Genomic DNA, 25,225 nt, shown 5'->3' with positions numbered 1-25,225 from the left:
TCGAAAGCGTTTGGCTCCATTGTCGCACATGGTCGATCTAGAAACGGGTGATTTTGCTCTCTGAACGTGCAAAGACAGACGGCCAGGAGACCGTCTGTCAATAAGGGGCGAGTGACAGCCAGGTGGCGCTGTCCTCGGAACTGAGTTTGTAGTGGTTACCTTTGGTCGTGACATAGACGTCCGTCTTTTTGGAACGTTCATGGAGCGTCACGTCGAACGTTTGGGACTTAACGCCTTCGGCCAAGGTGAATAGCGGGTATGCGGCCGCCTCACCATTCCGGTTGACGCGTTCGGCCCGCTGCAGCATCTGTTTAAGCGTTTCTCCGTCGGCAGTGGTCGTCTGGATGGCGTCCAAATGATGAAGTTCGGTCTTACCGGAGAGCGACGTCTTATGGAAATAACCGATGGTCGCTTCCTCGACTTCTTCTGTTGTTGCTGCGTCGACTTCTGACTGTGTCATCATCACCGGCGGTTCATAGGAGAGCGAGATTGTTTGTTTCACCGTTTCCCCGCCAACATCATAAGACAGTTCCCAAAGAGGGTATGTTTCTCCGAACTTGAGTTCGTCAGGCAACGGATAGACGGTTGAAAGCGTCGGGATGCCGCCATCTGGAACAGAATCGAGCGACCCGTATGCCATGTTGTTTTCAGAAGATCGAATCAAGAGCGGTTGGACAACCCCGTCCATCTTGACGAGATAAAGCGACAGCGTCATCGTCTTCATGTTCGGGTCAAATGGGTGAAAAGATGTCGTCGACGAGTCCTGTGTCTTCACTTCTAGAGCGAGTGAGGCGAAGAGAGGAGAGTGCAGCGTAACAAACGGTGAGGTGAAAGGCATCACTTCGAAAAAGAGATCGTCCTCAAGATCGCTTTTGACCGCTTGATGCACCTCATCGGATCTACTCAGTGAACGAGGTCTTATGGGCTCGGCAGCCGTTTCACGCCGGGCAATCGAGAAGCGCTCGGGATTGATTTGTTTCATATATTGGCTGGCATCGGTTTGGCAATAGGCGTATGTCGCCTCGTCGTCATGGAACACGGTCATGCTCGTCAAGAGAGACGCCGCATCTGACGAAAAGCGTGAAAAACTGCGATACGTCCCGTCATAGACGAAGGTGCTGTTCGGGAGGGAAATCGCACCGGTGTCGTCACAAATCGTATGCACGGCAATCTGTTCCGTTTCGTCGAGCTGCATCGACTGTTGGTCCGGTTCATAATGATAGCCGTCGAATAGGATGGGGCGAACTTTGAGGTCGAGCGCGGACTCTTGTTCTGTGCAACCGGTCAAGATGATTGTTGCCATGAGCAACGTTGTGATGCCGATGGTTCGCACGCCATTTGCCCCCTTTACTCCATGAATTGAGCCTGCCACTTGGCCGCATCGTCGCGGAGTAGCTGGAAATGAGACCCAGTCTTCGTATTCGTCAAAAACACGTCATTTCCTTCATAGCTGACGTCGAACGTTTGCGCACATATGCCTTCGAAGACGGTCAAATAAGGGGTCTGGGCAGGTGTGCCGGCTTTCGAGACGGCTTTCGCGCGCTCGATCGCTTTGAAGATGAATTGCGTATCGTCAGCTGTCGCGTGGCTTAAAAACGGCTCGTCTTTCGATTCCGTACCGATCAAGGCGAGCTCGTGAAAGACGACGTGCCGGCGGTGGTCGAATTGTTGGCGCATTTTGTTCTTCAGGCTATCCCCGCGCAACAAGGTTTCTTCTTTATAGGTGATCGACACGACTTGTTTATGGGCTTTTCCATCGCGGGTGAACGAGAAGCTGAACAACGGATAGCGTTTGTTCGCTACGAGTGTCGATGGGAGCGCACTTGCTTGCCGGGCTCCTAGAAAACGGTCGAACGTCGCGTCTGGCGGTCGGACTACGTCGCGATAGACCTCTTGGTTCGACGAGGTGTAAATGCCGTAGCGCTGTTCGCCATCAGCCGACTCGGTACCAAATCCGATCGAGAGAAACGGCTGTCTAGAAGATAAATCAATAGGGACCACGAGGGTCTCGGCCGTGTCCGTTGACTCGAACGTGAACTCATATGAACCGTTGAACGGCATCGTCACGTGGACGAGCGTTTGCTCGAGAGCAGTCCGGAGCGGATATGGTTCGTTGCCGACCGGTTTGTCCATCTCGTTTAGAAACTGAAGTCGTTCGTGCGGTTGAGCGTTTCGCAGTTTCGAGATGGACGGATAAGTGACGGACAAGTCTTGAAAAGCCGTGAGACTGTCCGGAACGGATGCGACTTGTTTGATATAAGTGATTGTGCCTGCCTGACATTGCACATAAGACTGATTCTCCACTTCAAAGAATGTAGCGGTCGGAAACGCTTCGGTTGACGTTGTCGTCGTCAACGGCTGCGTCAACGTGACCGTTCCGACTAAACGGCGGTCGCCGGCGGGAACGGCCGTGATCGCATCTTCTGGATAACAAGCATCGAGCACGTTCGTCCGGTCGGACTCGGTCATCTCGATCTGTTGCCCCGAGGGAAGCGTGGCGCGACCTTGGTAGTACTCTGGAGCTGTATGTAAACGAAAAGCATGTTCTTCCTCACATCCAAATAGGACTGACAAAATGGCGAGCGTACAGAAAAGCAGGTACTTTTTCACAGCGGTGCACTCCTTCGATGAATAACTTTCATCATTTTAGCACCAATTTTTTGTGACTTTAGTCTTAGGAAAACTAATGTGTTTTTTTAATAAAAAAGCGAAAAACCCGCTCGACTTGAACTGAGCGGGTCCGGTTTACACTTATGGATAAGAAATGGAATTTCTTAATTTCAGCATTGTCGATTTTTGACGAATGAACCTTGATATAGCGTCATTGCTAAAAAACGAACAGAAAACGTTGAAATGTAGTATGGATTTTATAGGTATTTATTGGTTTGTATATCCCTTTAGTCGACGTCGCGACCGCGTGAAGCTTTCAAAATTTCGAACCATTCTTCACGGCTGAGCTCAATTTCGAGTGCGTCGACACCGGTGCGGACTCGTTCAATTTTCCCAGAGCCGATGATCGGCATGATATTGACCGGATGCTTGAGCAACCAAGCATAGACGATTGAATCGATACCGCTAGCGTCATGACGGACGCGGATCTCTTCAAGTTTTTCACGAAGCGGCGCATAGTTGTCTGCAGAGAATAACTGACCTCCGGCGAGCGGGCTCCATGCCATGAGCGGCATCCGCTTTTCGTGACATAGGTCGACAGAACCATCTTCGAAATGTTTCAACTGCATCGGCGAGAGCTCGAGCTGGTTCGTCACGAGTTGGAACGGTAACCGTGACTGCAGCAGTTGCTGTGTCGACGGTACGTGGTTCGAGACGCCGAACGTCCGGACTTTTCCGCTCTGTTGCAACGTGATGAACGCCTCGGCGACTTCATCTGGATCCATGAGCGGATCGGGACGATGGATCAAAAGTGTATCAATCTGGTCAATCCCGAGCTCGTTCAAAGAACGTTCGGTTTGGCTGATGATATGTGCTTTCGTCGTGTCGTAATGATTGAGCGTTTGGCCGGGGTTGAATGAGCCGGTCAACTTGATGCCCGTCTTCGTCACGATTTCGATTTGGTCACGAAGCGAAGGTTTGAGGCGCAACGCCTCTCCGAATAATCCTTCACACGTATACCCGCCATAAATGTCGGCGTGATCGAACGTCGTGATGCCGAGCTCGATACATTGCTCGATGAACGTGAGACGCTCCTGTGGGCTCATCTCCCATTCGGCGAGACGCCACATTCCGTGGATGATGCGTGAGAACGATAAGTCTTCCGTTAGTGCGATTCGTTGCATAATCGATTCCTCCTAATTGTCTGTCGCTTTCATTATACGGGTATTGGACAACAGCGTCACTTTCTGCGCGCGAGCAGGGATGCTGAAACAGGGTCAATCGTGACGGAATCCGTTATGATAGACGAGAGACAAACAGAAAGAGGAGTTCTTCATGAATCGTTATGAAATTTATGCGGACGTGTCGTTCGAACAAGACGTTCACGAGACGCGTGTCACCGCTTATCACCAAGACCTCGAGCTGCATGGAATCGGACGGAGCGCCGCCGTATTTCGCGTGAAAGACACGCGACTCGTCATCAAAGTGTTCTTCCCGGGCTATACTCAAATCGCGGCGGAAGAAGCCGTGATTTATCGTACGCTCGAAGGGCTGCCCCAGTTCCCATATTTGTACGAAGTCGGGCCGAACTATATCGTCATCGATTATATCGCAGGTAAGACGCTGTTCGAGTGTTTGACCGAAGGGATTTGGATTGACGCGGCGTACATCGAGCAAGTCGACGAGGCGCTGATTAAGGCGCGTCAGCTTGGACTGACCCCGTCAGACGTACATTTGCGCAACATCATCCTCAGTCCGCAAGGCCGCATCTATTTGATCGATTTGGCCCGGTTCCGGCAAGGGCAGCATATCGACCATCAATGGGAAGACTTGAAACGGATGTATCGGTTCTATCGGCTCCGCTTCGTGCCGAAACGATATTCCGAGCGGCTGTTGAACGGCATCGCCTATTTATACCGCACGTTTGTCAACGATCCGAGACGTTAGTCGAAGGGCGTTTTTCTTCTGGCGATTAGGGAACAACAGTAACGTATCGTTGTCGTGTCACTAAAAAAGGAGGACGTCCGAATGGCTCACCGAATTTATGCGAATGAACTCGAAACGTTGCATGACTGTGTGGAGACGTGTAACTACTGTCTTGAATCGTGTCTTGAAGAGCGCGATGTGAAGATGATGGTCGATTGCATCCGGCTCGACCGCGAATGTGCCGCTATGTGCTCGTTCCTCGCCGAGGCGATGACACGGGATTCGGCGTTCGTGCCCGAACTCGCACGGGCTTGTGCGGTCATGTGTAAGGCGTGCGCCCAAGAGTGCGAAAAACATAAGCACGAGCACTGCCAAGAGTGTGCGCGCGTTTGCTTCGAATGCGCTTCGATGTGCGACCGCTTAGCAGCTTGAGCGGAATACGGTCAGTCGACGCGGCTGACCTTTTTTGTGGAAAATGCGTCGTGACGTGTGTTTTGAGAGCGAGATACGTATAATGAAGAAAACTCATGAAAGTGGTGTATGTATGATCCGTAATTGCCGTCGTGACGACCTTCAAGCCGTCTTACATATTTACAATGATGCCATCGTCAACAGTACTGCCGTCTATCACTATGAACCGGTGACGCTTCAAAATCGAGTCGCCTGGTATGAAGATAAAAAAGCGTCCGGACACCCCGTCATCGTCTGGCAAGACGGCGACGTCGTCATGGGATTCGCCACGTTTGGCCCGTTCCGTCCATGGCCGGCCTATCATTACACGATCGAACACTCTGTCTACGTTCATCCGGGCTATCGCGGTAAAGGCGTCGGTAACAAGTTGCTTCGTGAGATCATCCGCATCGCGGAAGCGCGTGACTATAAGACGATGATCGGCGGAATCGATGCTGCCAACATCGCGAGTATCAAAGCGCATGAAAAATTGGGCTTCGTTCATTCAGGGACGATCAAACGAGCCGGCTACAAATTTGGAAAATGGCTCGACCTGTCGTTTTATCAATTGGATTTGACAGGTCCCGAAACACCGAAAGAAGGCTAAATGTTGTCTATCGAGATTTCTGAAATACGGTATACTGGCAACAGTGAATCGAATGGAGGAATCAAGATGACAGAACTACCGAATTGCCCAAAATGTCAGTCGGCCTACGTCTATGAAGATGGCGCTTTGCTCGTCTGCCCGGAATGTGCTTACGAGTGGTCACCGAGCGAGGCGGCCGAAGCCGAGGCGGACGCTGAGGTTAAAGACGCGAACGGGAACGTGCTCCAAGATGGAGATGCGGTCACGGTCATCAAAGACTTGAAAGTGAAAGGTACGTCACTCGTCGTCAAACAAGGGACGAAAGTGAAAAGTATCCGCCTCGTCGACGGTGATCACGATATCGATTGCAAAATCGATGGGTTCGGCGCGATGAAGCTCAAGTCAGAATTCGTCAAGAAACTATGAAAAAACTGTTTCGGTCCACGGACCGAAACAGTTTTTTGTATTACGAGAAGAACGGCTTGTATTCACGGCGTTCATGCATGACAGATACCCACTGGAGCGTCGTGAACTCCTCGAGCACCCATTCGCCGTTGAAGCGGCCGAGCCCTGAGTCTTTCTCACCGCCGAACGGCAAGTGCGGCTCGTCGTTCACCGATTGGTCGTTGATGTGGATCATCCCGGTCTCGACGCGGCGAGCAAACTCGGTCGCCCGGTAAATCGAACCGTGGACGGCTCCGCTAAGACCATATGGGAGTTCGTTCGAGATACGGAGCGCTTCTTCGTCGTCTTTGAATGACAAGATGACGGCGACCGGTCCGAAGATCTCATTTTTAGCGAGCGGCATGTCGTTCGTGACACCGCTAAGGACCGTCGGCTCGAGCACGTTGCCGTTCGCTTTGCCACCGACGTGGAGCGTCGCCCCGGCGTCGACCGTCTGATCGATTTGGTCGAGGATACGATCGATTTGATCATGGTCGATGAGTGGTCCGACCTGTGTAGCGGCTTCATTCGGATTTCCGAATTTAAGGCCGCGGACGCGTTCGTTAAACCGTTCGAGGAACGTGTCATGAATCGATTCGGCGACGAGAATCCGGTTCGTCGACATACAGATCTGACCTTGATGGAAGAACTTGCTGTAGACGGCCGACTCGACGGCGCGGTCGATATCAGCATCGTCTAGGACGACGAAGACGTTGTTGCCGCCAAGTTCAAGCGCGGTCTTCTTCAACAGACGCCCTGCCTTCTCGGCAATGCCTTTCCCGACCTCGGTCGATCCCGTGAACGAGATGAGTTTTGGGATCGGGTGCTCGACGATGGCATCGCCAATCTCAGAGCCGCGACCGACGACGATATTCAAGACGCCTTTCGGGAGCCCGGCTTCTTCAAACAATGAAGCGAACAGGAGCCCGCCAGTGACCGGTGTCGCCGTCGCTGGTTTGACGACGACCGTGTTGCCGGTCGCGAGCGCCGAGACGATCGAGCGGACCGCGAGATGGAACGGGAAGTTCCATGGGCTGATGACGCCGATGACGCCGAGCGGCTTCCGGTAGACCCGATTCTCTTTGTTCGGCACGATCGATGGTTTGATCAGCCCGTCCATCCGGAACGGGAACGTCGACGCCTCTTTAATGATTGCCATCGAGGCAGCGAATTCGCCTTCTGCCTTGATGCGGGTGCTGCCTGACTCTTTCACGAGCCAGTCGATGATGTCGTCTTTATAGTGTAACGTCAGTTCAGCGAACCGCTCGATCAGAGCGCGGCGCTCTTGCGGCAGCATGACCGCCCATTCGCCTTGCGCTTCCTTGGCCACCTGATACGCCTTGTCGAGATCGGACTCGTCTGCTGACCGGATCGAGAACAGCTTCTCGTCCGTGAACGGGTTGACGTTGTCGATCGACTTGTCGCTCGAACCGTCTACCCACTGGCCATTAATGTACATCTTTGTAAAATCGGTATGCATAACAACACTCCTTTGTTTTTTGCTTCACCATAAGAAGTATTCACCTCTTGTCAAAAATTAAACATTAGAATGTGTACTAACTTGTTTAACAAACTAGTTGATTTTGGAATCTTTATCCATTACTATTATGTATAACAAGTTAGTTTGGAGAAAGTGAGGTCACGCCATGGCGATGAGTCAAATGTTGAAAGGGTTGCTCGAAGGGTGTCTGCTCGCCATCATCGCGAAAGGGGAGACGTACGGCTATGAGATGTCGGAAAAACTGCAAGCGTACGGTTTCACGATGGTGAGCGAAGGCAGTATCTACCCGGTTCTGTTACGGATGAAGAAAGAGGGATGGGTCGAGACGGTTCAAAAACCTCTGCCTTCAGGGGGGCCGAAACGAAAGTATTACGTATTGACGGAAGCTGGGGAACAGGAACTGATGGCGTTCCGGAAGCGTTGGGCGGATGTGTCGAGCGGTGTCGACCGCGTACTAGGAGAGGGGAATGAACGTGGAACTTTCGAAAAAGAGTCGTGATTTTTTAGACGATTTGGCTGTCTATCTCATGTCGAGCGGGAAATCAGAACGTGAAGTGAAAGACGTGACCGAAGAATTGAAAGACCATTTGGAAGAAGCGGAGCGGGCAGGTAAGGACGTGACCGATGTCGTCGGACAGAGCCCTGAGGGGTATATGCGCCAACTCGGGAGCGAGATGGCGTTTGACGTGAAAGGGGTAGTGAAAGTTGTCAGCATGATCATTCCGAGCGTATTCGCCTACATCATCATCGGGAACTTTATTCAAGGAGAGATGACGTTCTCGACGGTCCAACTGATCGGCTTCCCACTCGTCGCCGTCATACTTTTACTCGCCGTGACACAAGTGTTCCGTAAGATGTCGACTGATTCGTCTCGCGGCAAGATGAAAACTGGGTTGACGTATGCCGCGCTCGGTGCATTGCCGATGACGCTATTCCTAGGCTTGATGACTTTCGACCTGCTCGTTGAGACACCGAAGATCACGTTTGGGACGGTCGGGCAGTTCGTGTTGTTCGGGTTGGCAGTGCTCACACTCGTCATCGTGTCGGTGTGGACGAAGACGTGGATCAATCTGATTATTCCACTTCTACTGTTTGTGCCGCAATATGTGTTCGCGCAAACGAACCTGCCGCTTGAACAACAGTTGATTTTCTCAATGATAGTTCTGTTCGTCGGCATGGGAATCGTTATGTTCGTCTGGTGGAAAAAGAACGAAAAGGGGCAAGTTTGATGCTGGGGCGAATCCTCTTAGTCGTTCTCCTGTGTCTGCCGTGGGGTTTTCTCGTGACAGCGGCAGACTTCCTTTGGGGCAATGCGCTCGGATATCTCGTGATTCCGGCCATCGTGTGGTGGGGTGTGTGGTGGTTTGGCCGGCGTGGGATGTTCCCGTGGCTCGCATTTGGGCTCGTCGTCTCATACTTCATTTCCACGGCAATGGTGTGGCGCGTCGATGGGGCATGGGATTACTTCTTCAAGCCGATCGGCCAGTCCATCCTCATGAATGTCTGGACCATTGTATTCGTGAGTGGTGTCGTTTTGGCGTATGTGTATCGTCGTACTTTTCAAAAAGCACGTGAATCTGCTTAAGGTCGGGTTCGGCTGGGAATAGGAAACTGTACGCCAATAGAGAAAGAAGGGGTTCCCATTGCCAGTCAATCCGACGATTCAATTTTATTTGGATCAATTTAAAAATCAGATGTCACCCACATATGAGCAAATGAACCCACTCGAGTTAAGACGACAGGAAGATGCAGTGCTGACGAGGTTCCAGCATAAAGAGCACGTTCACGAAGTCGAGGACTTGGATCTCTCGCTCCCAGGGCGTACGCTCCCGATTCGGATTTATCGGTCAGGAGCAACGACCGCTCCGGCACTTGTCTACTATCACGGCGGCGGTTACGTCACCGGCAGCATCGAGACACACGATGCGATTTGCCGCACCCTCGCGAACGAGGCGGACTGTACCGTCATCTCGGTCGGGTATCGCCTCGCGCCCGAACATAAATTTCCAGCCCCGGTCGACGATGCTTACGATGCACTCGTTTGGATCGGGGAACATGCTTCGGAATTAAACGTAGATGCGTCACGACTCGCCGTCGGCGGCGACAGTGCCGGCGGGACGCTCGCCACGGTCAGCGCATTGATTACGAGTGAGCGCGGGGGGCCGTCACTCGTTCATCAGCTCCTGTTTTACCCGGTGACCGGGACCGAAGAGAACTTGCCGTTATCTTTGATTGATTACGCTACCGGCTACTTGCTTGACGAAGGGTTGATCCGTTGGTTCCAGCAGCAATATTTTAATGACGAAAATGAGTTGACACATCCGTATGCGTCACCAATTTTGTCCGATCGCTTAGAACAATTACCTGCGACGACACTACTGACGGCCGAGTACGACCCGCTCCGTGACGTCGGTAGGGCTTATGCGAACAAATTGATCAGCCTCGGTGTCCCGGTGACGTATAAAAATTACGGGGGGCTGATCCACGGCTTCACGAACTACTATGCGTTCGTCCCAGAGGCGAAACGGGCGGTGAAAGAGGCGGCTCATTGTTTAAAAACAGCGTTTGAGAACCAAAAAAATATTCTTGGATAAGAGAAGAGGACCATTCTGACCTATTGTCGGAACGGTCCTCTTCTCTTATGAGTACGCTCGCACCATCAGACTCTGTTGCAAGGCGCGTTATTTCATGCTTTCGATAAACTCGGGAAGCGACAGCCTTCCGGGAAAAGGTGGCCGTCTCTCATGCGAATCATCCATTGTCCGTCACGTGCACGTGACGCACGTCGTTCGACATCAGCCAAGTCAGGTGTGAATTCAAAGACGATTTCCGCGATCCCATCAAAGGAGAACCGTGCCACGACGTCACGCATATCGACAGGCCGAGGCGACAGCACCGCGAACAAATGTAGACGCGTGCGCTCAATAAAATAGATGACATGCACGTCGTCGAAGCGATAGACGTTCTCGTTCAGGCCTTGATAGAAACGGAACATCCAAATATGCATGTCGTCCGTCGTATAGAACCGGAGCTTCTCATAAAACGGTTCGAGGCCCTCGTCACAAGCCAAAATATAGGGCAATCCATCGGCGTCATGTTGTTTGAAGAGGTGCTTGAAGACGCGGGTGGCGAGTCCTTGTCCTTGTCGATCCTCGTCCGTCACGAGCGTCATCCGGCTCATGCTGACGTTCGAGATGATGTTCCGGTAGAACGTCAACGAATAACAGCGATAGCGGTCGGTCCATTCACCGTCCAGATACCATCCGCGAAAATCGATGCCGAACATCTAGTCGGTCAGATAGAAAAATGATTCACGTTCTTTATCTGAATACTCGAGATTGGTGATCGGTCGTTTAGCCATGTGACTCACTCCTTGTTTTGAACTTCTCGGCCTGTTCCTGTACATTAGAGGCAGAGAGGGGTAATTCAAATTATGAAACGGTATGAAGCTATTTTATTTGATGTCGACGATACGTTGCTAGACTTTAAACGGAGCGAGCACGTCGCCTTGGAGCAATTGCTCGCCTCACATAACGTCCGGATGACCGATGCGTTAAAACAACAATACGTGACGATCAACAACGGGCTATGGCGCGCGTTTGAACGCGGTGAGGTCGGACGGGAAGACGTCTTGATGGGCCGCCACACGCAACTGTTCGACACGCTCGGGATTGCGATCGATGCGCATGAAGTCGAACAGCGCTATCGGGACCATTTGCACGACGGGGTGCACATCATCGATGGGGCACTCGAACTCGTGCAAACGCTCAGTGAACAGTATCCGCTCTACATCGTCACGAACGGTGTGACAGAGACACAGTTCAAGCGGCTTGAAGTGTCGGGGTTGCTCCCGTATTTCAAGGACGTGTTCGTCTCCGACGCTACGGGATCGCAAAAGCCGATGAAACCGTTCTTTGATTATGTATTCGACCGTGTCCCGAACGTGTCGCCAGAGCGCGGACTCATCGTCGGTGACTCGCTGACGGCGGACATCGCCGGAGGACGCATGTACGGGCTCGATACATGTTGGTACAACCCGGATGAGGTTGCGGCAACGGTCGAGACGACGTATGAGATTCGAGACTTGAACGAACTAAAAACGATTTTATAACGTGCGTCTACTGAGTCAGCGGTCAATGAAATGAGGCGGCAATGCCTCGGGCAACGCATAGAGCGTCTCTGGATACAACGTCAGTTCGCGTAACTGCTCGAGCGGCTGCCAACGATAGATGAGGTGATCACCCTCTGGTCCGTGGAAGTCGCCGGTCTGGAGCGGGAGGTCACCTTTTACATAAAAATACATGCCGATCTCATGGACCGTCCGTTCGAGATACGTGAAAAAGTTTTCGGAGACGAAAGCGAACACCGTCTCGGACACGTTGGCTGCGAGTTCTTCTTTCAGTTCTCGCGCGAGCGCGAGTTCGGCTTGTTCACCGATAGCGACGCGACCGCCGGGTAACGCCCAAAAGTCGTCATTTATGTTTCGGTGGACCAACAAGTGATTGTCTTTCACCCAAATGCCGGCGACTCGGTAGTTGAACGTGCCTTGCTCGGTCGGAAATACGATATCCATATGCAACACTCCCAATTTTTACTAAATTCATTATACGCCAAGGAGGCAGACAATGTTTCAATCAAATGCAGTCTATGAGGGACAAGATTTTCGTGAGACCTCGTTCCGTGACCTTCAACTTTCACATACGACGTTCGAGAACTGTCGGTTCACGTACATCGATGCGACCGAGTTCGAGACCGAGCAGTGCCGCTTCATCAACTGTGACTTTACCGACTCGAAATGGAACGCATCGCGCCACGTCGGCAGTTCGTTTTTAAACTGTCAATTCAATGGGGCGAATTTGTTTTTAAGTGTGTTCGATCAATGCAAGATGACAGGTTCTTCGTTCGAGTCGTGTACGTTTGAGGGCGTGACCGTTCGTGGAGGCGACTGGTCGTTCGTCAATTTGCGTCACGCACCGCTCCGAAAAATGGATTGGTCGGATGTTCGTCTAGTAGAGGCTGATTTGTACGGGGCGGACTTGAAGGAGTCGCGCTGGACGAACGCTGCGTTGACACGTGCCGTCCTGCAGCATGCGGACTGTACGGCTGCCGACTTCATAGGTGCTGACATGGACGGGGTCGATTTCACGGACGTTACGCTCAAAAAGACGAAACTCGACGTCATGCAGGCGGTCCAAGTCGCCCGTTCGCTCGGGGCCATCGTCGAATGAACAATAACCAGGTGCTCGAGCAGCTACTCGCTTTGGCGGAGGAGCGGGAAGACATCCGAATCATGGTGTTGAACGGATCGCTCGTCAATCCGCACGTTTCCCCAGACCGGTTTCAAGATGTAGATGTCACGTTTTTCGTTCTGGACGTATCATCGTTCATAACGGATCGATCCTGGATCGATCGGTTCGGCGAGGTGTTGATCATGCAGACACCGGACGAGTCACCGTCTCAAACAAGATACGAGCGGTTTGCGTTTCTCGTCCAGTTTGCAGCCGGTCATCGGATCGATCTGACCGTTCGTCCTGTTCGCGTCGTGCAGGAGGCGATTGCGGAAGATTCGCTCAGTCTCGTCATGCTCGATAAAGATGACACGGCAGGCCGGCCTGTGCCGAGCGATGAGACGTACCGAGTCAAACGCCCGAGCGCGTTTGACTATGCGTCGTGTTGGAACGAGTTTTGGTGGGTGTCATTGTATGTCGTGAAAGGACTAAGGCGCAATCAACTGCTGTATGCGATCGATCACGTGACGATCATGCGAGACATGCTCCGACAGATGATGGCGTGGGATGTCGGATATAGGACCGGCTTTTCCGCGAATATCGGGAAAGCTGGGGACGCTTTGGTGGACCACTTATCAAATCAAGCTTGGCAAGCATACTTACGGACATACCCGGTCGCGGATCCTGCGGCGATTACAGCCGCGTTTGAAACGTTGGTCGAGCAGTTCTGCGTCTACAGTCGGCGTGTTTCGGAGAAAAGTGGCAACTCATTTCGGGACGACGAGTCTAAGCAGATTCGTGACGCATTTTCGACGCTTTGGACTTCAAACGATTAGTTTTTAGCCGAGTCGGGAAACCTCCTCTATAGAAGGGGGAATGATGCTTGAATCCGTATACGACGTTCATCGCGCTCCTAGTGGGGAGTTTACTCTTATTTGTCGGCATCCGGACGAAGAAATGGCCAATCGTTGTCGTGGCCTTATTTCCGCTTGGACTCGTCGCATTTAACATGTTTTTACTTATCACCGGACGTTAGAAGACTGCTTGTCAGTCTTCTTTTTTGTACATCGATTTTACGAAAAACGCGGTCGGGAGCAAGATTCCGATTGCCGCTTCCAGAAGTGCGAACAGACGGGCCGGTCCAACCGGCAGTAAGTCACCGAATCCGATTGACAGAAGCGTGACACCGCTGAAATAGAGCAGGTTTTGCCAGGATGGCTCGACAGCGGTCATCGTCTCAAGTGACGTGACGAGAATGACCCCGTCCCAAGACAACGCGTAATAAACCAAGGCAAACCCGACCATCACACCTAACAAGCTGATGAAAAGGTGGCTAAATAATCGGCCGTCAAATCCGGTCTGCCGGTACGTCTGTCGGCGGAAGAAGGTATATACGTTCAGTCCGACGAATAAGAGGGCAACCGTCAGTAAAATCGCATTCATCCTCATCTCTCCTTTTTTGCTAAGTCATACTAAGTTGTTTCCCTGAACAATTGACGTCAAACGGACCTAATTGCACCATGAAGTATTCTGCGACAAGGAGGTGTCCGTGTGCGACGCTTTAGGTTGACGAGTTTAGTGCTGCTTCTGCTGCTAGGTGGATGTACCACGAAAACGCCATTTGATTTTGATGAAATCAGCTCGTACAAAATTTTTTACAATATTCCGACCGAGGCGATTATCGAGGATATGACTCGGTATGATCTCGTGATCATCGAACCGATTTGGTATACACCGGAGCAGATTGAAGCGATTCGTTCGAACGGCACGAAAGTGCTCGGCTATATAAACGTGATGGAAGCGGACACGTGGAATCGGGAACTGATCGGTCAAATGAAACAAGACGATTTTTTCTACCGGGACGGAGAGCGTATTTATTTTCCGAAATGGGATTCCTATTTGACGGATATCAGTTCGGACCATTTTCGGAAGATTTTGATGCGCGAGATCCAAAAGCAAGTCATCAATAAACACTTAGACGGTATCTTTTTAGACACGGTTGGAGATATCGACGATGTACACCTCGACTATCCCGAAGACTTGACTGAGCAATTGAACGGGTTAGAAGCATTTTTAAAAGCGATTAAGCAGACTTACCCTGGGATCCCGATTGTACAAAATTGGGGAATCGAAACGCTTGAACGAACGAGCGCTCCATACGTGGACGGGTTCATGTGGGAAGGGTTCAATTATTCGGAGATCACATCGGACTCTTGGTCGATGGAAATGTTGGACCGGATGAATGTGATTCAAGAACAGTATGGGATTGCGGTACTTACCGTTTCGGACCAAGAGGCAGCTATTAGTCGAGACTTGGCGGAAGCGAACGGGTTTATCCATTATCATGAACCCACTTATTATGACACATGGGATTTTCAGGAAGAGAATTAAGATATTTAGCAGGGGAATTTGCTGCGAGCGCCAAATAAGTAAGCATGACATTCGTGTTATGAAGCTGTGACTAATCGTTGGGAGGGGATTATCATTCTATATGCTCAAGACCGTCCGTGGATTAAGTGGGCCGAAATTTTTATCGTGTTCACTTTATTGATCGGAATCGATTTAGCTTTCAATTTAGGGACGATTCAAAATGATTTGAACCTATTTTATGTAGCCGCCATCTTGTTCGCGCTACGTTACGGAACAACCTTTGGGTTGATCAGTTTCGCCGTCTTGCTTCTGTACAAAGTCCTCTACACCGGACTTGTCGGAGGCGATATCTTCTTACTGTTCTACGATACAAACTCACTTCTCACTCTTTTCTATTACTTCGCACTCACTGTCATCGTCGGCTTGTTTAGCACTTCATTTCGAGAGCGTTATGAAATCAGTCAGTTTCGCAACGAAGAACTGAAAGATGAAAACACGTATTTGAAAGAGACCGTCGATTTACTCAACACTTCGCAAACGACCCTTCGTCAAAAATTACTTCAATCGGAATACAGTTTAAATCAATTGTACGAACTAGCTGTCTCGCTTGACCTGCCACATCCTGAATTGATTCGTAGCGAGACGATTCGTCTGCTTAAAAAATATTTCTTGGCGAGTGACGTCGCCATCTATCATGTCGATCGATCGCAAAAGTCGATGCGTCTAATCATTCGCCAAGCCGAGAAGAAAGAGTTTCCACAAACCATTTTCTTAGATGAGGCGTCGAGTATGTTCAAACGTTTCTTCCAAGTCCAAGAGACGATGTTACGGCAACTCGATGATGACGACACGGATCCGATGTTGCTCGCTCCGATCGTGATTGACGGAGAGACGCGTGAAGTTGTCGTCATTAAGCGTCTGCCGCTTCGGAAATTGACGACAGATGACCTCCACGTATTAAATATCTTGTTCTCGTGGATCGGGACGCGAATCACAAACGCGCAAAACTTGATTCGTAAAGAGCAGCACGAGAAGCGCTACCCGGGCACATCGTTCTACAAGAAAGAGGCGTTCATCGAGATAGTGGCGCTTCAAGAACAAAAGAAACTTCATCACGACCAACCGTTCATCGTACTCGAATATGCGCTCGGTTATGAACCAGTCTCGCTCGAAAGTATTGAAGCGATCGTGCAGTCGTATTTGCGAGAGATTGATATCGTCGGTTATGACCAAGACGAAAACAAGTTGTTACTCTTGCTCCCAGGAACGAGTGAGGAGAACCGTCAACGAGTTTATGATCGGATCGAAGGGATTTTGATCCAGAAGGGAGTGTGAGTTCATGGAAGCCATCGACAGTTTAGTTTGGATTGGGCTCTATGTGATTCACGCAATCTTAGCGTTCGTTTTGTTAGTGGTGTTGAAGCGAAAAATGAAAGCGCTAGACTATGGGGTGGCAGTGGTCGCTTTATGCTTCGGCCTATTTTTACCTTTTGTCGCTGAAGTCGCAGTATATGCAATTTATCGCTTCGCAGAACGCTTCGATCGGAGCGGACTGATTGAAGATTACGACGAGTATATTGATTTTCGGGTCGTCAATTATGAGCAGATTCGGCACGATGCGAAAACGAGCTCTAGCCTGCTGCCGTTAGCCGATGCCATCAATTCAAAAGATCCGGCGATTCGCAAGCACTCGATTTTGACGCACGTCAACCAGTCCATCAATAACCAAGGGAAATACTTGCAGATGGGGCTTAATAGCACGGACAGTGAAACGGTCCATTATGCGGCCGCGACGATGAATATTCTCATCGATCAGTACGAGCAGGAATTAAAATTGGCGAAGCATGAATACGATTTAGGAAACCCGGAAACGATTCATCGACTAGCGACAATTTACAAACGGATGATTCACAGTGAACTGATCACGGAAGTCATGTTGAAAGACAGACGTGAGGCCTGGTTAAAAGAGATTTTGAAAGCGAAGACGCTGTATCCGCCGTCGCCATGGATTTATGAGGATCTAAACGAAGTCTACATCACGTTAAAACGTCCTAGAGATCAGCTTGAAATATTGAAGGAGTACGTTCACCATTTCCCGGAACGCATCGAGGCCCATCTCATGCTCATCGATTTTTACTATGAACGGGAGCGGTGGACCGAGGTGAAGGCTGTCATGTTTATGATGCAAACACAATTTTCGTTAGACGATGTGCCGTATGAGCACCGACTGTTGTTTGAAGAATGGAGTGACTCGACATCATGGAAAAACGAACTGTAATCTCATTCTCGCTCTTCATCGTGTTATTTCTCGTCGTCGTCGGCGCAATCCAATACTTGAGGATCCATTCCTTGCATACGTTGTTACCGAACGTTGCTGAGCAACGAATGAACATCGACCAATTGCAAGGGGATGCTTCCACTAAAACAGGAGAGCATCAACTTCAAGTTTACCTTGTCCGAGACGAAGGTGATTTGGCGGTCAATACGGCAGATAATTTATTGTATGGCTTGCGTTACGCCAAACTAGACGTTCGAGAAATTGAGGCGGGTGCGGTCAGTTCGATCACGCCGTCTCCCTACAGCATCATCGTCTTTACAGGAGAACAAACCGCGACATGGCCATTGCAAGAGACGAAACGGTTCGTCGAACAAGGAGGCAATGTCGTGTTCGCCAACCGTTTCAAAGACCCTGCTTGGAATGAAGTGACAGGTATCGAAGAAATCGGTGAATTCGTTCCAGACGTTTACGGTCTGAACTTCGAAGAAACGATTTTCCCGGGTTATGTCGACTTGAATCCACCGGACGATCTGTTCGTCCATAGTGTCGTCGACTTCGCAATTGCAGACGAAGCGAACGTTTTACTGTCAGCAGAAGGATTTCCTGTCCTTTGGGAATATGAGGTCGGTGATGGCAACGTTCTGTACTGGAATACAACGATCACCGATCAAAAGATGATTCGCGGACTGTTCGTCCAAACGCTCGGAACGTTACCGCCTGCGTTCGTGGGTGCCCAAGCGGCGATTAAGCTCATGTATATCGATGACTTTCCGGCTCCAGTCATGGACGGCAAGATGAAAGACGTCTCGGCGACACCACTCGATAAATCGGTCAAAGACTTCTTTGCCGAAGAGTGGTGGCAAGACATGGTCGACATGGCTCAAGATGACGACGTCATTTACACGGGCGCGATGATCGGGACGTACGAAGAAGAGATGGAACTGCTAGATGAACAATTGATTAAACGCGGCGAGTTCCCGATGCTCTACTTCGGTCGAAAACTATTGGCGCAGGGTGGTGAAATCGGGTTGCACGGCTATAACCACCAATCGCTTGTCACGGCCGATGAACCAATCGATCCGACGTACGGATATATTCCGTGGAAAGACAAGGACGAGATGAAGCGTTCGCTGCTGCAGGCAGAGTCGGTATTTGCTAACTATTTCCCGGCAGAACAACTTAAATCATACGTCCCACCTTCGAATGCACTCAATCGTACCGGTGTCGACGCGATTGCTGAGGCGTTGCCTGAACTGCGGACGATTGCGTCACTCTATACCGGTGACCCGGAAAGTGGCGATTTTGTCCAAGAGTTCGAATTTGATACGACACACGCCGAAATCTATCACTTCCCGCGCATCACGAGTGACTACGGGGAAGAAAGAGGTTCGATCTTCCAAATGGTCGATGCGATCGCTAACTTTGGGGTGTTTTCACACTTTATCCACCCGGATGACGTCATCGACCCAGACCGTGCTTTCGGTCGCGACTGGGATACGATGTTCGCCAGTTTGAAAAAAATCGTCGATGATGTCAACGTCAGCTATCCCTATTTAGAGGCCTACACACAACACTATGCGACGGAAAAACTAATCACGTATCAAGAGGCAGACTTGAACGTCACGTTTGATGACGAGACCATTTATTTGACTGGCGACGGACTTGTCAATCCGTCACACTTCACCGTCCGTCTAAAAGTGGGCCAATCATTGGACACAGGCAAATTCGCATTCGGCACGGTCGAGCAGATGGAGGCGGACCGTCCACTCTATCTTGTCCAATTGACATCAGCGAACGCTGAAATCGCCATCAAGGGGGACCCGCAATGAAGATTGGGCTCGTGTTAGAAGGGAGTTACCCGTATGTGAGCGGAGGTGTCTCGAGTTGGACGCAGACGCTGATTGAAGCGATGCCGGAAGTCGAGTTTGAAATCATCTCGATTCAGCCATCGATCAAGCGGCCAGAAGATATGAAATATGAGTTGCCGCAAAACGTGTCAGGGATCACGCACCTTTATTTAAGCGATATGGATAAAAAGGCGAAGGGTCGAATGAAGCTCGACGCCGAAGACGAGCGGAAAATTTCGGAATGGCTCATGTTGAAAAACCCGAACCGGCAAGCGCTTGGCATTCTCGGGAAACAAGTCCCATCGAGCCAAGCCTTCTTCTCAAGCGAGTTCTTTTGGAGAAACGTAAAATCGGCTTACGCAGAAGAAATGAACGGTGGCTCGTTCATCGATTATTTTTGGATGTGGCAGAGTATGTATATGCCGATTTTGCGTGTGTTGCATCAACCGTTACCAAAAGTCGATCTCGTCCACTCCATCTCGACAGGCTACGCCGGCGTCGTCGCATCTTACATGAAAGAGACGCAAGGCATTCCATTCATTTTGACCGAACACGGCATCTACTCACGTGAGCGCGAGGAAGAAATCCTACAGTCTTATTGGATTCCGTCCCCTTACAAACCGAGGTGGGTTCGCTTTTTCCATCACTTGTCGCGCGAGGCGTATAACGCGGCCGACGAGATTATCACACTGTTTGAGCGGAATCGCGAATATCAAGAGTGGATTGGGGCGCCTAGCGAGAAGACAAAAATTATCGCCAACGGGATTGACGACCGTCATATCCGCGCTACGCTTGAGCGAGCCGAGAATGATGTGTTCCAAATCGGGGCCATCGTCCGCCTCGTTCCGATCAAGGATTTGAAGACGATGATCTACTCTGCAAAAATCCTTCAAGAGCGCCATCGGCTGTTCAAACTGACAATCATGGGTCCGCTTGATGAGGACGAAGAGTACGCCGAAGAGTGTCGTTTACTGATTGAGCAGAGCGGGCTGACCGACTATGTCGAACTCGTCGGGAAAGTGAACGTACAAGACTGGTTGCCGAAATTTGATTTATTGTTGCTGACGAGCATATCGGAAGGGCAACCGCTCGCCATTTTAGAAGGGATGGCGGCCGGCATCCCTTGGGTGGCGACCGACGTCGGGGCTTGTTCGGAACTACTTTACGGACGCGCTGACGATCCGTTCGGTCCGGCAGGCTTTATCGTTCCCCCGGTCCATCCGGAAGCCATCGCTGACAAAGTCGAATGGATGATGGATTATCCGCGTGAACGGATGCGCTTCGGTAAAAATGGCCGCGAGCGTGTCCGTCAGTATTATCGATTGCAACAGTTCGTCGACCGCTATAAAGCAATCTATGAAGCGAGGAGGGAACAGTATGGCGGGCATCGGGTTTAAGTTACAAAAGCTGTTTCAAGAAGACTATTACTCTTCAAGACTGAAGGCGTACACGTTTTCCGGGCTCGTCACATCGGGCCCTTGGCTGATCGTCATCCTTGTTGTCGGTACGATTCAATGGTTGGCGTTTCAGATGCCGATGTTGTCGCTCGAGGAACGGACACTGTTTATGCTATCCGTGTCTTACGCGTTCATTTTCTCGCAAATTCTATTTAGTTTTCAGCAGCTCGTCGTCACGCGATACGTGGCCGATTTATTTTATGAAAAGAAAGCCCATGAGATCTTTCCTGTCTTCACCGGCATGTTAAAAGTGACGATTCTCGCTGCCGTCGTCATGTATAGCGTGTTTTGGCTGATTTCACCGCTCAGTTTCGCCTATAAGCTCGTCCTGTTCGTCTTATTCATGACCATCAACGTCATCTGGGTCATGTTCTTGTTCTTGAGCGCCGCCAAATTTTATCAAGCGGTCGCTTACAGCTTCTTGCTAGGCGGGGTTATTTCAGTCGCGAGCGTCTATTTGATCAGTCGTCTCATGGTCAACCCATCGAGCCTCGAGCTTTTGTTTGGCTTTACCGTTGGGATGGTCGTGACGCTGTTCGGCCTATTCTTCGCGATGCTCCGAACGTTTCCGCTCAGGTATGCAACACGAGAGTTTTCATACTTCCGGTATTTTGATAAGTATCCGGACTTGTTCGCGATTGGTGTGTTATACGTGCTTGGGATCTGGGTGACCAACTTCATCATCTGGTTTGGTGAAGGGCGCATGGTGATTGCCGATTCGTTCGTGTTCAATCCGTATTACGACACGGCTGTGTTCTGGTCGTACTTGACGATCATCCCGACCCAGCTCTTGTTCGTCGTCGCTGTCGAGACAAGGTTTTACGAGCGCTACCGAACGTTTTACGGCTTGATCAATTATGGTGGGGCGTTACACCAAATTGAGAAGGCGAAGCAGACGATGACGACGGTGTTGAAAAATGAATTGATCCGACTTGGGCGAAGTCAAGGTGTTGTCACCTTGTTCGCGATCTTGATGGCGGGTGTGTTCATCGGTTGGATCGGTGTCCCGGAAGAAGTCGGTCAAATTTTCCGGATGACGACGCTCGCCGCGTTCGCGAACGCGATGATTCTCGTACTGACGCTGCTCTTGCTTTATTTTGAGGACCGGCGTGGTGCGTTGTTCGTCAACCTCTCGTTCTTCACATTGAACGCCTTGTTCACGTTGTCGTTACTGTCACGCGGAATCGACTGGTACGGAGTCGGCTTTGCCATCAGCACGACGATCACGTTCTTCATTGCGGGACTACGCTTGATTTATTATATGGGGAAGGTCGATTATTACGTGTTTGCGGCCTCGAACCGTCGTAAGCTCGGGACAGAGCGGTTCTCACATTTTGGGACCGCGCTCAACCGTCGCTTCTCGCGTTAAAGGGTTTGCATTTTCCAAAAAGATTGATATGATGTGGTCGAAGATGACCAAATTTCATAATGTTTGCCACTAGGGGAGTCGCTTGACGCGGCTGAGATGGACAAGGTCCAGACCCTTTGAACCTGATCTAGTTCACGCTAGCGGAGGGAAGTGGGCGAAACGTCCTTTCTCACACTCTTTGTGTATGGCCGACGCCGCTTCCGTTATGGGAGGCGGCGTCTTTTTTCATACAAAGGAGGAGAATACGATGACATTTACCGCACACATCCGCCAAGAGGCCGACGCCTTGTTTGAGGCGAGTTTCCACCATCCGTTCGTCCGCGCGCTCGGAGACGGGACACTCGACGAGGCGAAGTTTCGGCATTACGTGATGCAAGACTCGTACTACTTGAATCAATTTTCGAAAGTACAGGCGAAGGGCGCTACACTTGCCCCGACGATGGAGCTGGCGAGCCGATTTTTGACGCACGCCCTCCATACGATCGAGGCGGAGCACGAGTTGCATCGGGACTTTTTTACGATGCTCAAGGTGAGTGACGTGGAGTGGGCGACGTTCGAACCAGCTCCGACGGCTTATGCATACGCGCTCCATATGCAACAAGCCGGCCCGACCCTCGGAGACGTGCTCGCGGCGATTCTTCCATGCTACTGGGTGTATTACGAGATCGGGGAGCGCTTGAAGGACGCAGAGCCAGACCATCCGATTTATTCTGTTTGGATTGCGACGTACGGTTCGGAATGGTTCCGTGAACTCGTCGAAGAGCAGATCGAGCGACTTGACGAATTGGCGGGACAAGCGACGGAGTCAGAACGGATGCGCTATCAGCAGCTGTTTTTGAAAAGTTGCTACTATGAGCTCGCGTTTTGGGAGATGGCCTGGACACTCGAATCGTGGGAACTGCCGCTTGAGGTGGGACGATGAGGCCGGATCTATGGGAAGCCGTCCGGTTGAAGCGACCGCTCGTCCATAACATTACGAACATCGTCGTCGCCAACTTCTCGGCCAACGGGTTGCTCGCCATCGGTGCGTCCCCGGTCATGGCCGATGCGATTGAAGAAGTGGCAGACATGGCGACCGTGAGCGATGCCCTCGTCTTGAACATCGGGACGCTTGACGCAATGACCGAGGCGACGATGATCCGTGCCGGACAAGCTGCGAATCAGTCGGGTCGTCCTGTCGTCCTAGACCCGGTCGGTGTCGGGGCGACGTCATTTCGCCGCGGTGTCGTTGAACGAATTTTGCGAGACGTCCGCGTCACGGTCATCCGTGGGAACGCCGGGGAAGTCGCCACGCTTGTCGATGCCGGTTGGACGACGAAAGGGGTCGACGCCGGAAGCGGCACACATCATCCGCAACAACTCGCCGAACGAGCAGCGAACCGATTTAGCTGTGTTGTCGCGATTACGGGGAGGACAGATTTCGTGAGCGATGGTACGGTCACGCTAGAAATTTTGGGCGGGCATCCGCTCATGACAGAGACCACAGGCACCGGCTGTCTACTCAGTGCGGTCGTCGGTGCGTTCCTTGCTGTTGAACCGGACGTGATGACGGCAACCTCGACCGCGCTCACCGGATATGCACGATGCGGCGAGTTGGCGAGTGAAGCAGCGACGGGTCCTGGGGATTTCCCGATCCACTTTCTCAACGCGCTCGCTACCATGACGTCAACTGACCTGCCGAGCGACCGAATCGAGGTGTTTGCGCGATGAGGCCTCAAGTCTTGACCATCGCCGGTTCGGACTCTGGCGGGGGAGCCGGAATCCAAGCCGATTTGAAAACGTTTCAAGAATTAGGCGTATTTGGCACGAGTGTCGTGACCGCGGTGACGGCTCAAAACACGCGTGGCGTGCACGGTGTCGAAGCCGTCTCCGCCGACCTCGTCGCACGCCAGCTCGATGCAGTCGGATCAGACTTTATCATCTCGGCGTGCAAGACCGGGATGCTGTTCAATCGTGAGTTGATTGACATCGTAGCTGACGCGCTCGAGCAGCATCGTTTTCAAAATGTCGTCGTCGATCCGGTCATGATCGCTAAAGGCGGTGCGACCTTGCTTGAACGGGACGCCGTCACCGCGCTACGGACGAGGCTGTTACCGATGGCGACGGTCGTCACACCAAATATCCCTGAAGCTGAAGTGTTGACCGGCTTGACGATTTGTACGTTCACTGATCGTATGAAAGCAGCTGAGCGCTTGTTGTCTTACGGTGCAAACGTCGTCATGTTGAAAGGCGGTCATTTGGATGGTCCTCTCGCCGAAGACCTAGTCATGACGAAGACCGATACGTTTCGAATGGTGACGCCACGGTTGCTGACGAAAGATACGCACGGGACCGGTTGCACGTTTTCGGCTGCGCTAACAGCGGAGCTCGCGAACGGGCATACCGTTATGGAAGCCGCGCAGAAGGCGAAACAGTTCATCCATAGTGCCATCGCCCACGGATTGCAGATCGGCAGCGGGCATGGACCGACAAATCATTGGGCGTACAATAAGCACCCGAAGGAGGTGGTTTCCATTGAATCCATCGCCTATCGTTGAGCGGTTAAAGCTCTACTTCATTTGCGGCACGGCGGATACGTTTGATCTCGTTCAGACGGTCGAAACGGCGCTTCAATGTGGTGTGACATGTTTTCAATTTCGCGAAAAAGGTAAAGAGCCACTGTATGGGGATAAAAAAGAAGCGATGGCACGAGCGTTGCATACACTTTGTCGACAGTACAGTGTCCCGTTCATCGTCAACGATGACGTCAAGCTGGCAATCAAACTCGATGCGGACGGAGTTCATGTCGGACAAGAGGACGCAGCAGCCGAAGTCGTTCGTCGGCGAATCGGTTCAAAGAAGTGGCTCGGTGTCTCGGTCCACTCGATCGAGCAAGCCGCAACGGCTTCGAGATACGCCGATTATGTCGGAATTGGACCGATTCATCCGACTGTGTCGAAACAAGACGCGGCCGAAGTGAATGGAACGATGCTCATTCGGCAAGTGCGAGCCCGGTTTCAGCATTTGCCAATCGTGGGGATTGGTGGAATCATGCCTGAACACGTCGAAGCGATTCGACGTGACGGGGCTGACGGCGTAGCTGTCATCTCGGCCATTGCTTCTGCACCGGACGTGGCCATGGCCACACGGCGTTTCGCTTGTCTCTGAATTTTATTTGAG

The 25,225-nt window shown here is 51.4% G+C and carries 29 protein-coding genes and 1 riboswitch; of the genes, 22 read left to right on the top strand and 7 right to left on the bottom strand.

Features of this window, described 5'->3' with window-relative positions; all coding sequences use genetic code 11:
* Window positions 1-97: 97 nt before the first annotated feature.
* The 3 genes from A6395_RS07340 to A6395_RS07330 form a co-directional block, all read right to left on the bottom strand.
* Window positions 98-1,333, bottom strand: a complete 1,236-nt coding sequence (locus A6395_RS07340) for a hypothetical protein (RefSeq protein WP_071398544.1) — start codon at window positions 1,331-1,333, stop codon at window positions 98-100.
* A 14-nt stretch (window positions 1,334-1,347) separates the two neighbouring features.
* Window positions 1,348-2,610, bottom strand: coding sequence for a hypothetical protein (locus tag A6395_RS07335; RefSeq protein ID WP_252100526.1), 1,263 nt, complete (start codon window positions 2,608-2,610; stop codon window positions 1,348-1,350).
* 287 nt (window positions 2,611-2,897) lie between these two features.
* On the bottom strand, window positions 2,898-3,794 hold the full coding sequence (locus A6395_RS07330) for an aldo/keto reductase (protein ID WP_071398543.1): 897 nt from the start codon (window positions 3,792-3,794) through the stop codon (window positions 2,898-2,900).
* Window positions 3,795-3,945: 151 nt separating this feature from the next.
* Between A6395_RS07330 and A6395_RS07325 the strand changes: the two genes are divergently transcribed.
* The 4 genes from A6395_RS07325 (at window position 3,946) to A6395_RS07310 (ending at window position 5,998) form a co-directional block, all read left to right on the top strand.
* Complete coding sequence (locus A6395_RS07325; protein WP_071398542.1) at window positions 3,946-4,557, top strand: serine/threonine-protein kinase; 612 nt, start codon at window positions 3,946-3,948, stop codon at window positions 4,555-4,557.
* An 81-nt stretch (window positions 4,558-4,638) separates the two neighbouring features.
* Complete coding sequence (locus A6395_RS07320; RefSeq protein ID WP_070329275.1) at window positions 4,639-4,968, top strand: four-helix bundle copper-binding protein; 330 nt, start codon at window positions 4,639-4,641, stop codon at window positions 4,966-4,968.
* A gap of 112 nt (window positions 4,969-5,080) precedes the next feature.
* Window positions 5,081-5,593: a GNAT family N-acetyltransferase gene (locus tag A6395_RS07315; RefSeq protein ID WP_071398541.1), complete on the top strand. Its 513-nt coding sequence runs from the start codon at window positions 5,081-5,083 to the stop codon at window positions 5,591-5,593.
* Window positions 5,594-5,659: 66 nt separating this feature from the next.
* Window positions 5,660-5,998, top strand: coding sequence for a zinc ribbon domain-containing protein YjdM (locus A6395_RS07310; RefSeq protein ID WP_070329273.1), 339 nt, complete (start codon window positions 5,660-5,662; stop codon window positions 5,996-5,998).
* Window positions 5,999-6,038: 40 nt separating this feature from the next.
* Here A6395_RS07310 and A6395_RS07305 read toward each other — a convergent pair whose 3' ends face one another.
* Window positions 6,039-7,496 carry an aldehyde dehydrogenase family protein gene (locus tag A6395_RS07305; RefSeq protein WP_071398540.1) on the bottom strand — a complete coding sequence of 486 codons (1,458 nt, stop codon included), beginning with the start codon at window positions 7,494-7,496 and terminating at the stop codon, window positions 6,039-6,041.
* Window positions 7,497-7,662: 166 nt separating this feature from the next.
* Here A6395_RS07305 and A6395_RS07300 point away from each other — a divergent pair, with 166 nt between their 5' ends.
* Genes A6395_RS07300 through A6395_RS07285 form a run of 4 tightly spaced genes read left to right on the top strand, consistent with a single transcriptional unit; the run spans window position 7,663 to window position 10,111 of the window.
* Window positions 7,663-8,016: a PadR family transcriptional regulator gene (locus A6395_RS07300; protein WP_070329271.1), complete on the top strand. Its 354-nt coding sequence runs from the start codon at window positions 7,663-7,665 to the stop codon at window positions 8,014-8,016.
* Window positions 7,985-8,746 (top strand): HAAS domain-containing protein, encoded by a 762-nt coding sequence (locus A6395_RS07295; RefSeq protein ID WP_071398539.1) that lies wholly within the window; start codon window positions 7,985-7,987, stop codon window positions 8,744-8,746. Before A6395_RS07300 ends, A6395_RS07295 begins: the two co-directional genes overlap by 32 nt.
* Window positions 8,746-9,102 (top strand): hypothetical protein, encoded by a 357-nt coding sequence (locus A6395_RS07290; protein ID WP_071398538.1) that lies wholly within the window; start codon window positions 8,746-8,748, stop codon window positions 9,100-9,102. Before A6395_RS07295 ends, A6395_RS07290 begins: the two co-directional genes overlap by 1 nt.
* A gap of 58 nt (window positions 9,103-9,160) precedes the next feature.
* Window positions 9,161-10,111, top strand: coding sequence for an alpha/beta hydrolase (locus A6395_RS07285; protein ID WP_071398537.1), 951 nt, complete (start codon window positions 9,161-9,163; stop codon window positions 10,109-10,111).
* Between the two features lie 92 nt (window positions 10,112-10,203).
* Here A6395_RS07285 and A6395_RS07280 read toward each other — a convergent pair whose 3' ends face one another.
* Window positions 10,204-10,803, bottom strand: coding sequence for a GNAT family N-acetyltransferase (locus A6395_RS07280; RefSeq protein ID WP_071398536.1), 600 nt, complete (start codon window positions 10,801-10,803; stop codon window positions 10,204-10,206).
* Between the two features lie 147 nt (window positions 10,804-10,950).
* Here A6395_RS07280 and A6395_RS07275 point away from each other — a divergent pair, with 147 nt between their 5' ends.
* The gene (locus A6395_RS07275; protein ID WP_071398535.1) at window positions 10,951-11,628 is read left to right on the top strand and encodes a YjjG family noncanonical pyrimidine nucleotidase; all 678 of its coding nucleotides are present in this window, start codon (window positions 10,951-10,953) and stop codon (window positions 11,626-11,628) included.
* Window positions 11,629-11,643: 15 nt separating this feature from the next.
* Here the strand turns inward: A6395_RS07275 and A6395_RS07270 are convergent, their stop codons facing one another.
* A complete protein-coding gene (locus A6395_RS07270) occupies window positions 11,644-12,090 on the bottom strand; it encodes an NUDIX hydrolase (RefSeq protein ID WP_071398534.1) in 447 nt (148 codons plus the stop codon).
* Between the two features lie 52 nt (window positions 12,091-12,142).
* Here A6395_RS07270 and A6395_RS07265 point away from each other — a divergent pair, with 52 nt between their 5' ends.
* The 3 genes from A6395_RS07265 to A6395_RS16090 are packed head-to-tail and all read left to right on the top strand — an operon-like array spanning window position 12,143 to window position 13,781.
* Window positions 12,143-12,745: a pentapeptide repeat-containing protein gene (locus A6395_RS07265; RefSeq protein ID WP_071398533.1), complete on the top strand. Its 603-nt coding sequence runs from the start codon at window positions 12,143-12,145 to the stop codon at window positions 12,743-12,745.
* Window positions 12,742-13,581 (top strand): aminoglycoside 6-adenylyltransferase, encoded by an 840-nt coding sequence (locus A6395_RS07260; RefSeq protein ID WP_071398532.1) that lies wholly within the window; start codon window positions 12,742-12,744, stop codon window positions 13,579-13,581. The genes A6395_RS07265 and A6395_RS07260 overlap by 4 nt, the downstream gene beginning before the upstream one ends.
* A gap of 47 nt (window positions 13,582-13,628) precedes the next feature.
* Window positions 13,629-13,781 (top strand): hypothetical protein, encoded by a 153-nt coding sequence (locus A6395_RS16090; protein ID WP_167615759.1) that lies wholly within the window; start codon window positions 13,629-13,631, stop codon window positions 13,779-13,781.
* An 11-nt stretch (window positions 13,782-13,792) separates the two neighbouring features.
* Here A6395_RS16090 and A6395_RS07255 read toward each other — a convergent pair whose 3' ends face one another.
* Window positions 13,793-14,188 (bottom strand): ion channel, encoded by a 396-nt coding sequence (locus A6395_RS07255; protein WP_071398531.1) that lies wholly within the window; start codon window positions 14,186-14,188, stop codon window positions 13,793-13,795.
* 108 nt (window positions 14,189-14,296) lie between these two features.
* On the opposite strand from A6395_RS07255, the gene A6395_RS07250 reads away from it, so the two are divergent.
* The 10 genes from A6395_RS07250 to thiE all read left to right on the top strand — a co-directional run bounded on the left by A6395_RS07250 (window position 14,297) and on the right by thiE (window position 25,213).
* Window positions 14,297-15,136, top strand: a complete 840-nt coding sequence (locus A6395_RS07250) for a glycoside hydrolase family 191 protein (protein WP_252100525.1) — start codon at window positions 14,297-14,299, stop codon at window positions 15,134-15,136.
* A 66-nt stretch (window positions 15,137-15,202) separates the two neighbouring features.
* A complete protein-coding gene (locus A6395_RS07245; protein ID WP_131443694.1) occupies window positions 15,203-16,450 on the top strand; it encodes a GAF domain-containing protein in 1,248 nt (415 codons plus the stop codon).
* A 4-nt stretch (window positions 16,451-16,454) separates the two neighbouring features.
* Entirely contained in the window at window positions 16,455-17,393 is a 939-nt protein-coding gene (locus tag A6395_RS07240; protein WP_071398529.1) for a tetratricopeptide repeat protein, read from the top strand.
* On the top strand, window positions 17,375-19,222 hold the full coding sequence (locus A6395_RS07235; protein WP_071398528.1) for a DUF2194 domain-containing protein: 1,848 nt from the start codon (window positions 17,375-17,377) through the stop codon (window positions 19,220-19,222). Before A6395_RS07240 ends, A6395_RS07235 begins: the two co-directional genes overlap by 19 nt.
* Complete coding sequence (gene pelF / locus A6395_RS07230; protein WP_071398527.1) at window positions 19,219-20,637, top strand: GT4 family glycosyltransferase PelF; 1,419 nt, start codon at window positions 19,219-19,221, stop codon at window positions 20,635-20,637. Before A6395_RS07235 ends, pelF begins: the two co-directional genes overlap by 4 nt.
* On the top strand, window positions 20,618-22,066 hold the full coding sequence (pelG, locus tag A6395_RS07225; RefSeq protein ID WP_071398526.1) for an exopolysaccharide Pel transporter PelG: 1,449 nt from the start codon (window positions 20,618-20,620) through the stop codon (window positions 22,064-22,066). The genes pelF and pelG overlap by 20 nt, the downstream gene beginning before the upstream one ends.
* A gap of 61 nt (window positions 22,067-22,127) precedes the next feature.
* A riboswitch (TPP riboswitch) is annotated at window positions 22,128-22,232 on the top strand.
* Window positions 22,233-22,313: 81 nt separating this feature from the next.
* A complete protein-coding gene (gene tenA / locus A6395_RS07220; RefSeq protein WP_071398525.1) occupies window positions 22,314-22,988 on the top strand; it encodes a thiaminase II in 675 nt (224 codons plus the stop codon).
* Window positions 22,985-23,776: a hydroxyethylthiazole kinase gene (thiM, locus tag A6395_RS07215; protein WP_071398524.1), complete on the top strand. Its 792-nt coding sequence runs from the start codon at window positions 22,985-22,987 to the stop codon at window positions 23,774-23,776. Before tenA ends, thiM begins: the two co-directional genes overlap by 4 nt.
* Window positions 23,773-24,603: a bifunctional hydroxymethylpyrimidine kinase/phosphomethylpyrimidine kinase gene (gene thiD, locus A6395_RS07210; protein ID WP_071398523.1), complete on the top strand. Its 831-nt coding sequence runs from the start codon at window positions 23,773-23,775 to the stop codon at window positions 24,601-24,603. The genes thiM and thiD overlap by 4 nt, the downstream gene beginning before the upstream one ends.
* On the top strand, window positions 24,581-25,213 hold the full coding sequence (thiE, locus tag A6395_RS07205) for a thiamine phosphate synthase (protein WP_084812997.1): 633 nt from the start codon (window positions 24,581-24,583) through the stop codon (window positions 25,211-25,213). The genes thiD and thiE overlap by 23 nt, the downstream gene beginning before the upstream one ends.
* Window positions 25,214-25,225 lie beyond the last annotated feature (12 nt).

Origin of the sequence: Exiguobacterium sp. SH31, assembly GCF_001816105.1 — a bacterium.
Classification (GTDB): domain Bacteria; phylum Bacillota; class Bacilli; order Exiguobacteriales; family Exiguobacteriaceae; genus Exiguobacterium; species Exiguobacterium aurantiacum_A.
This window is presented reverse-complemented; position numbering and strand designations above follow the sequence as displayed.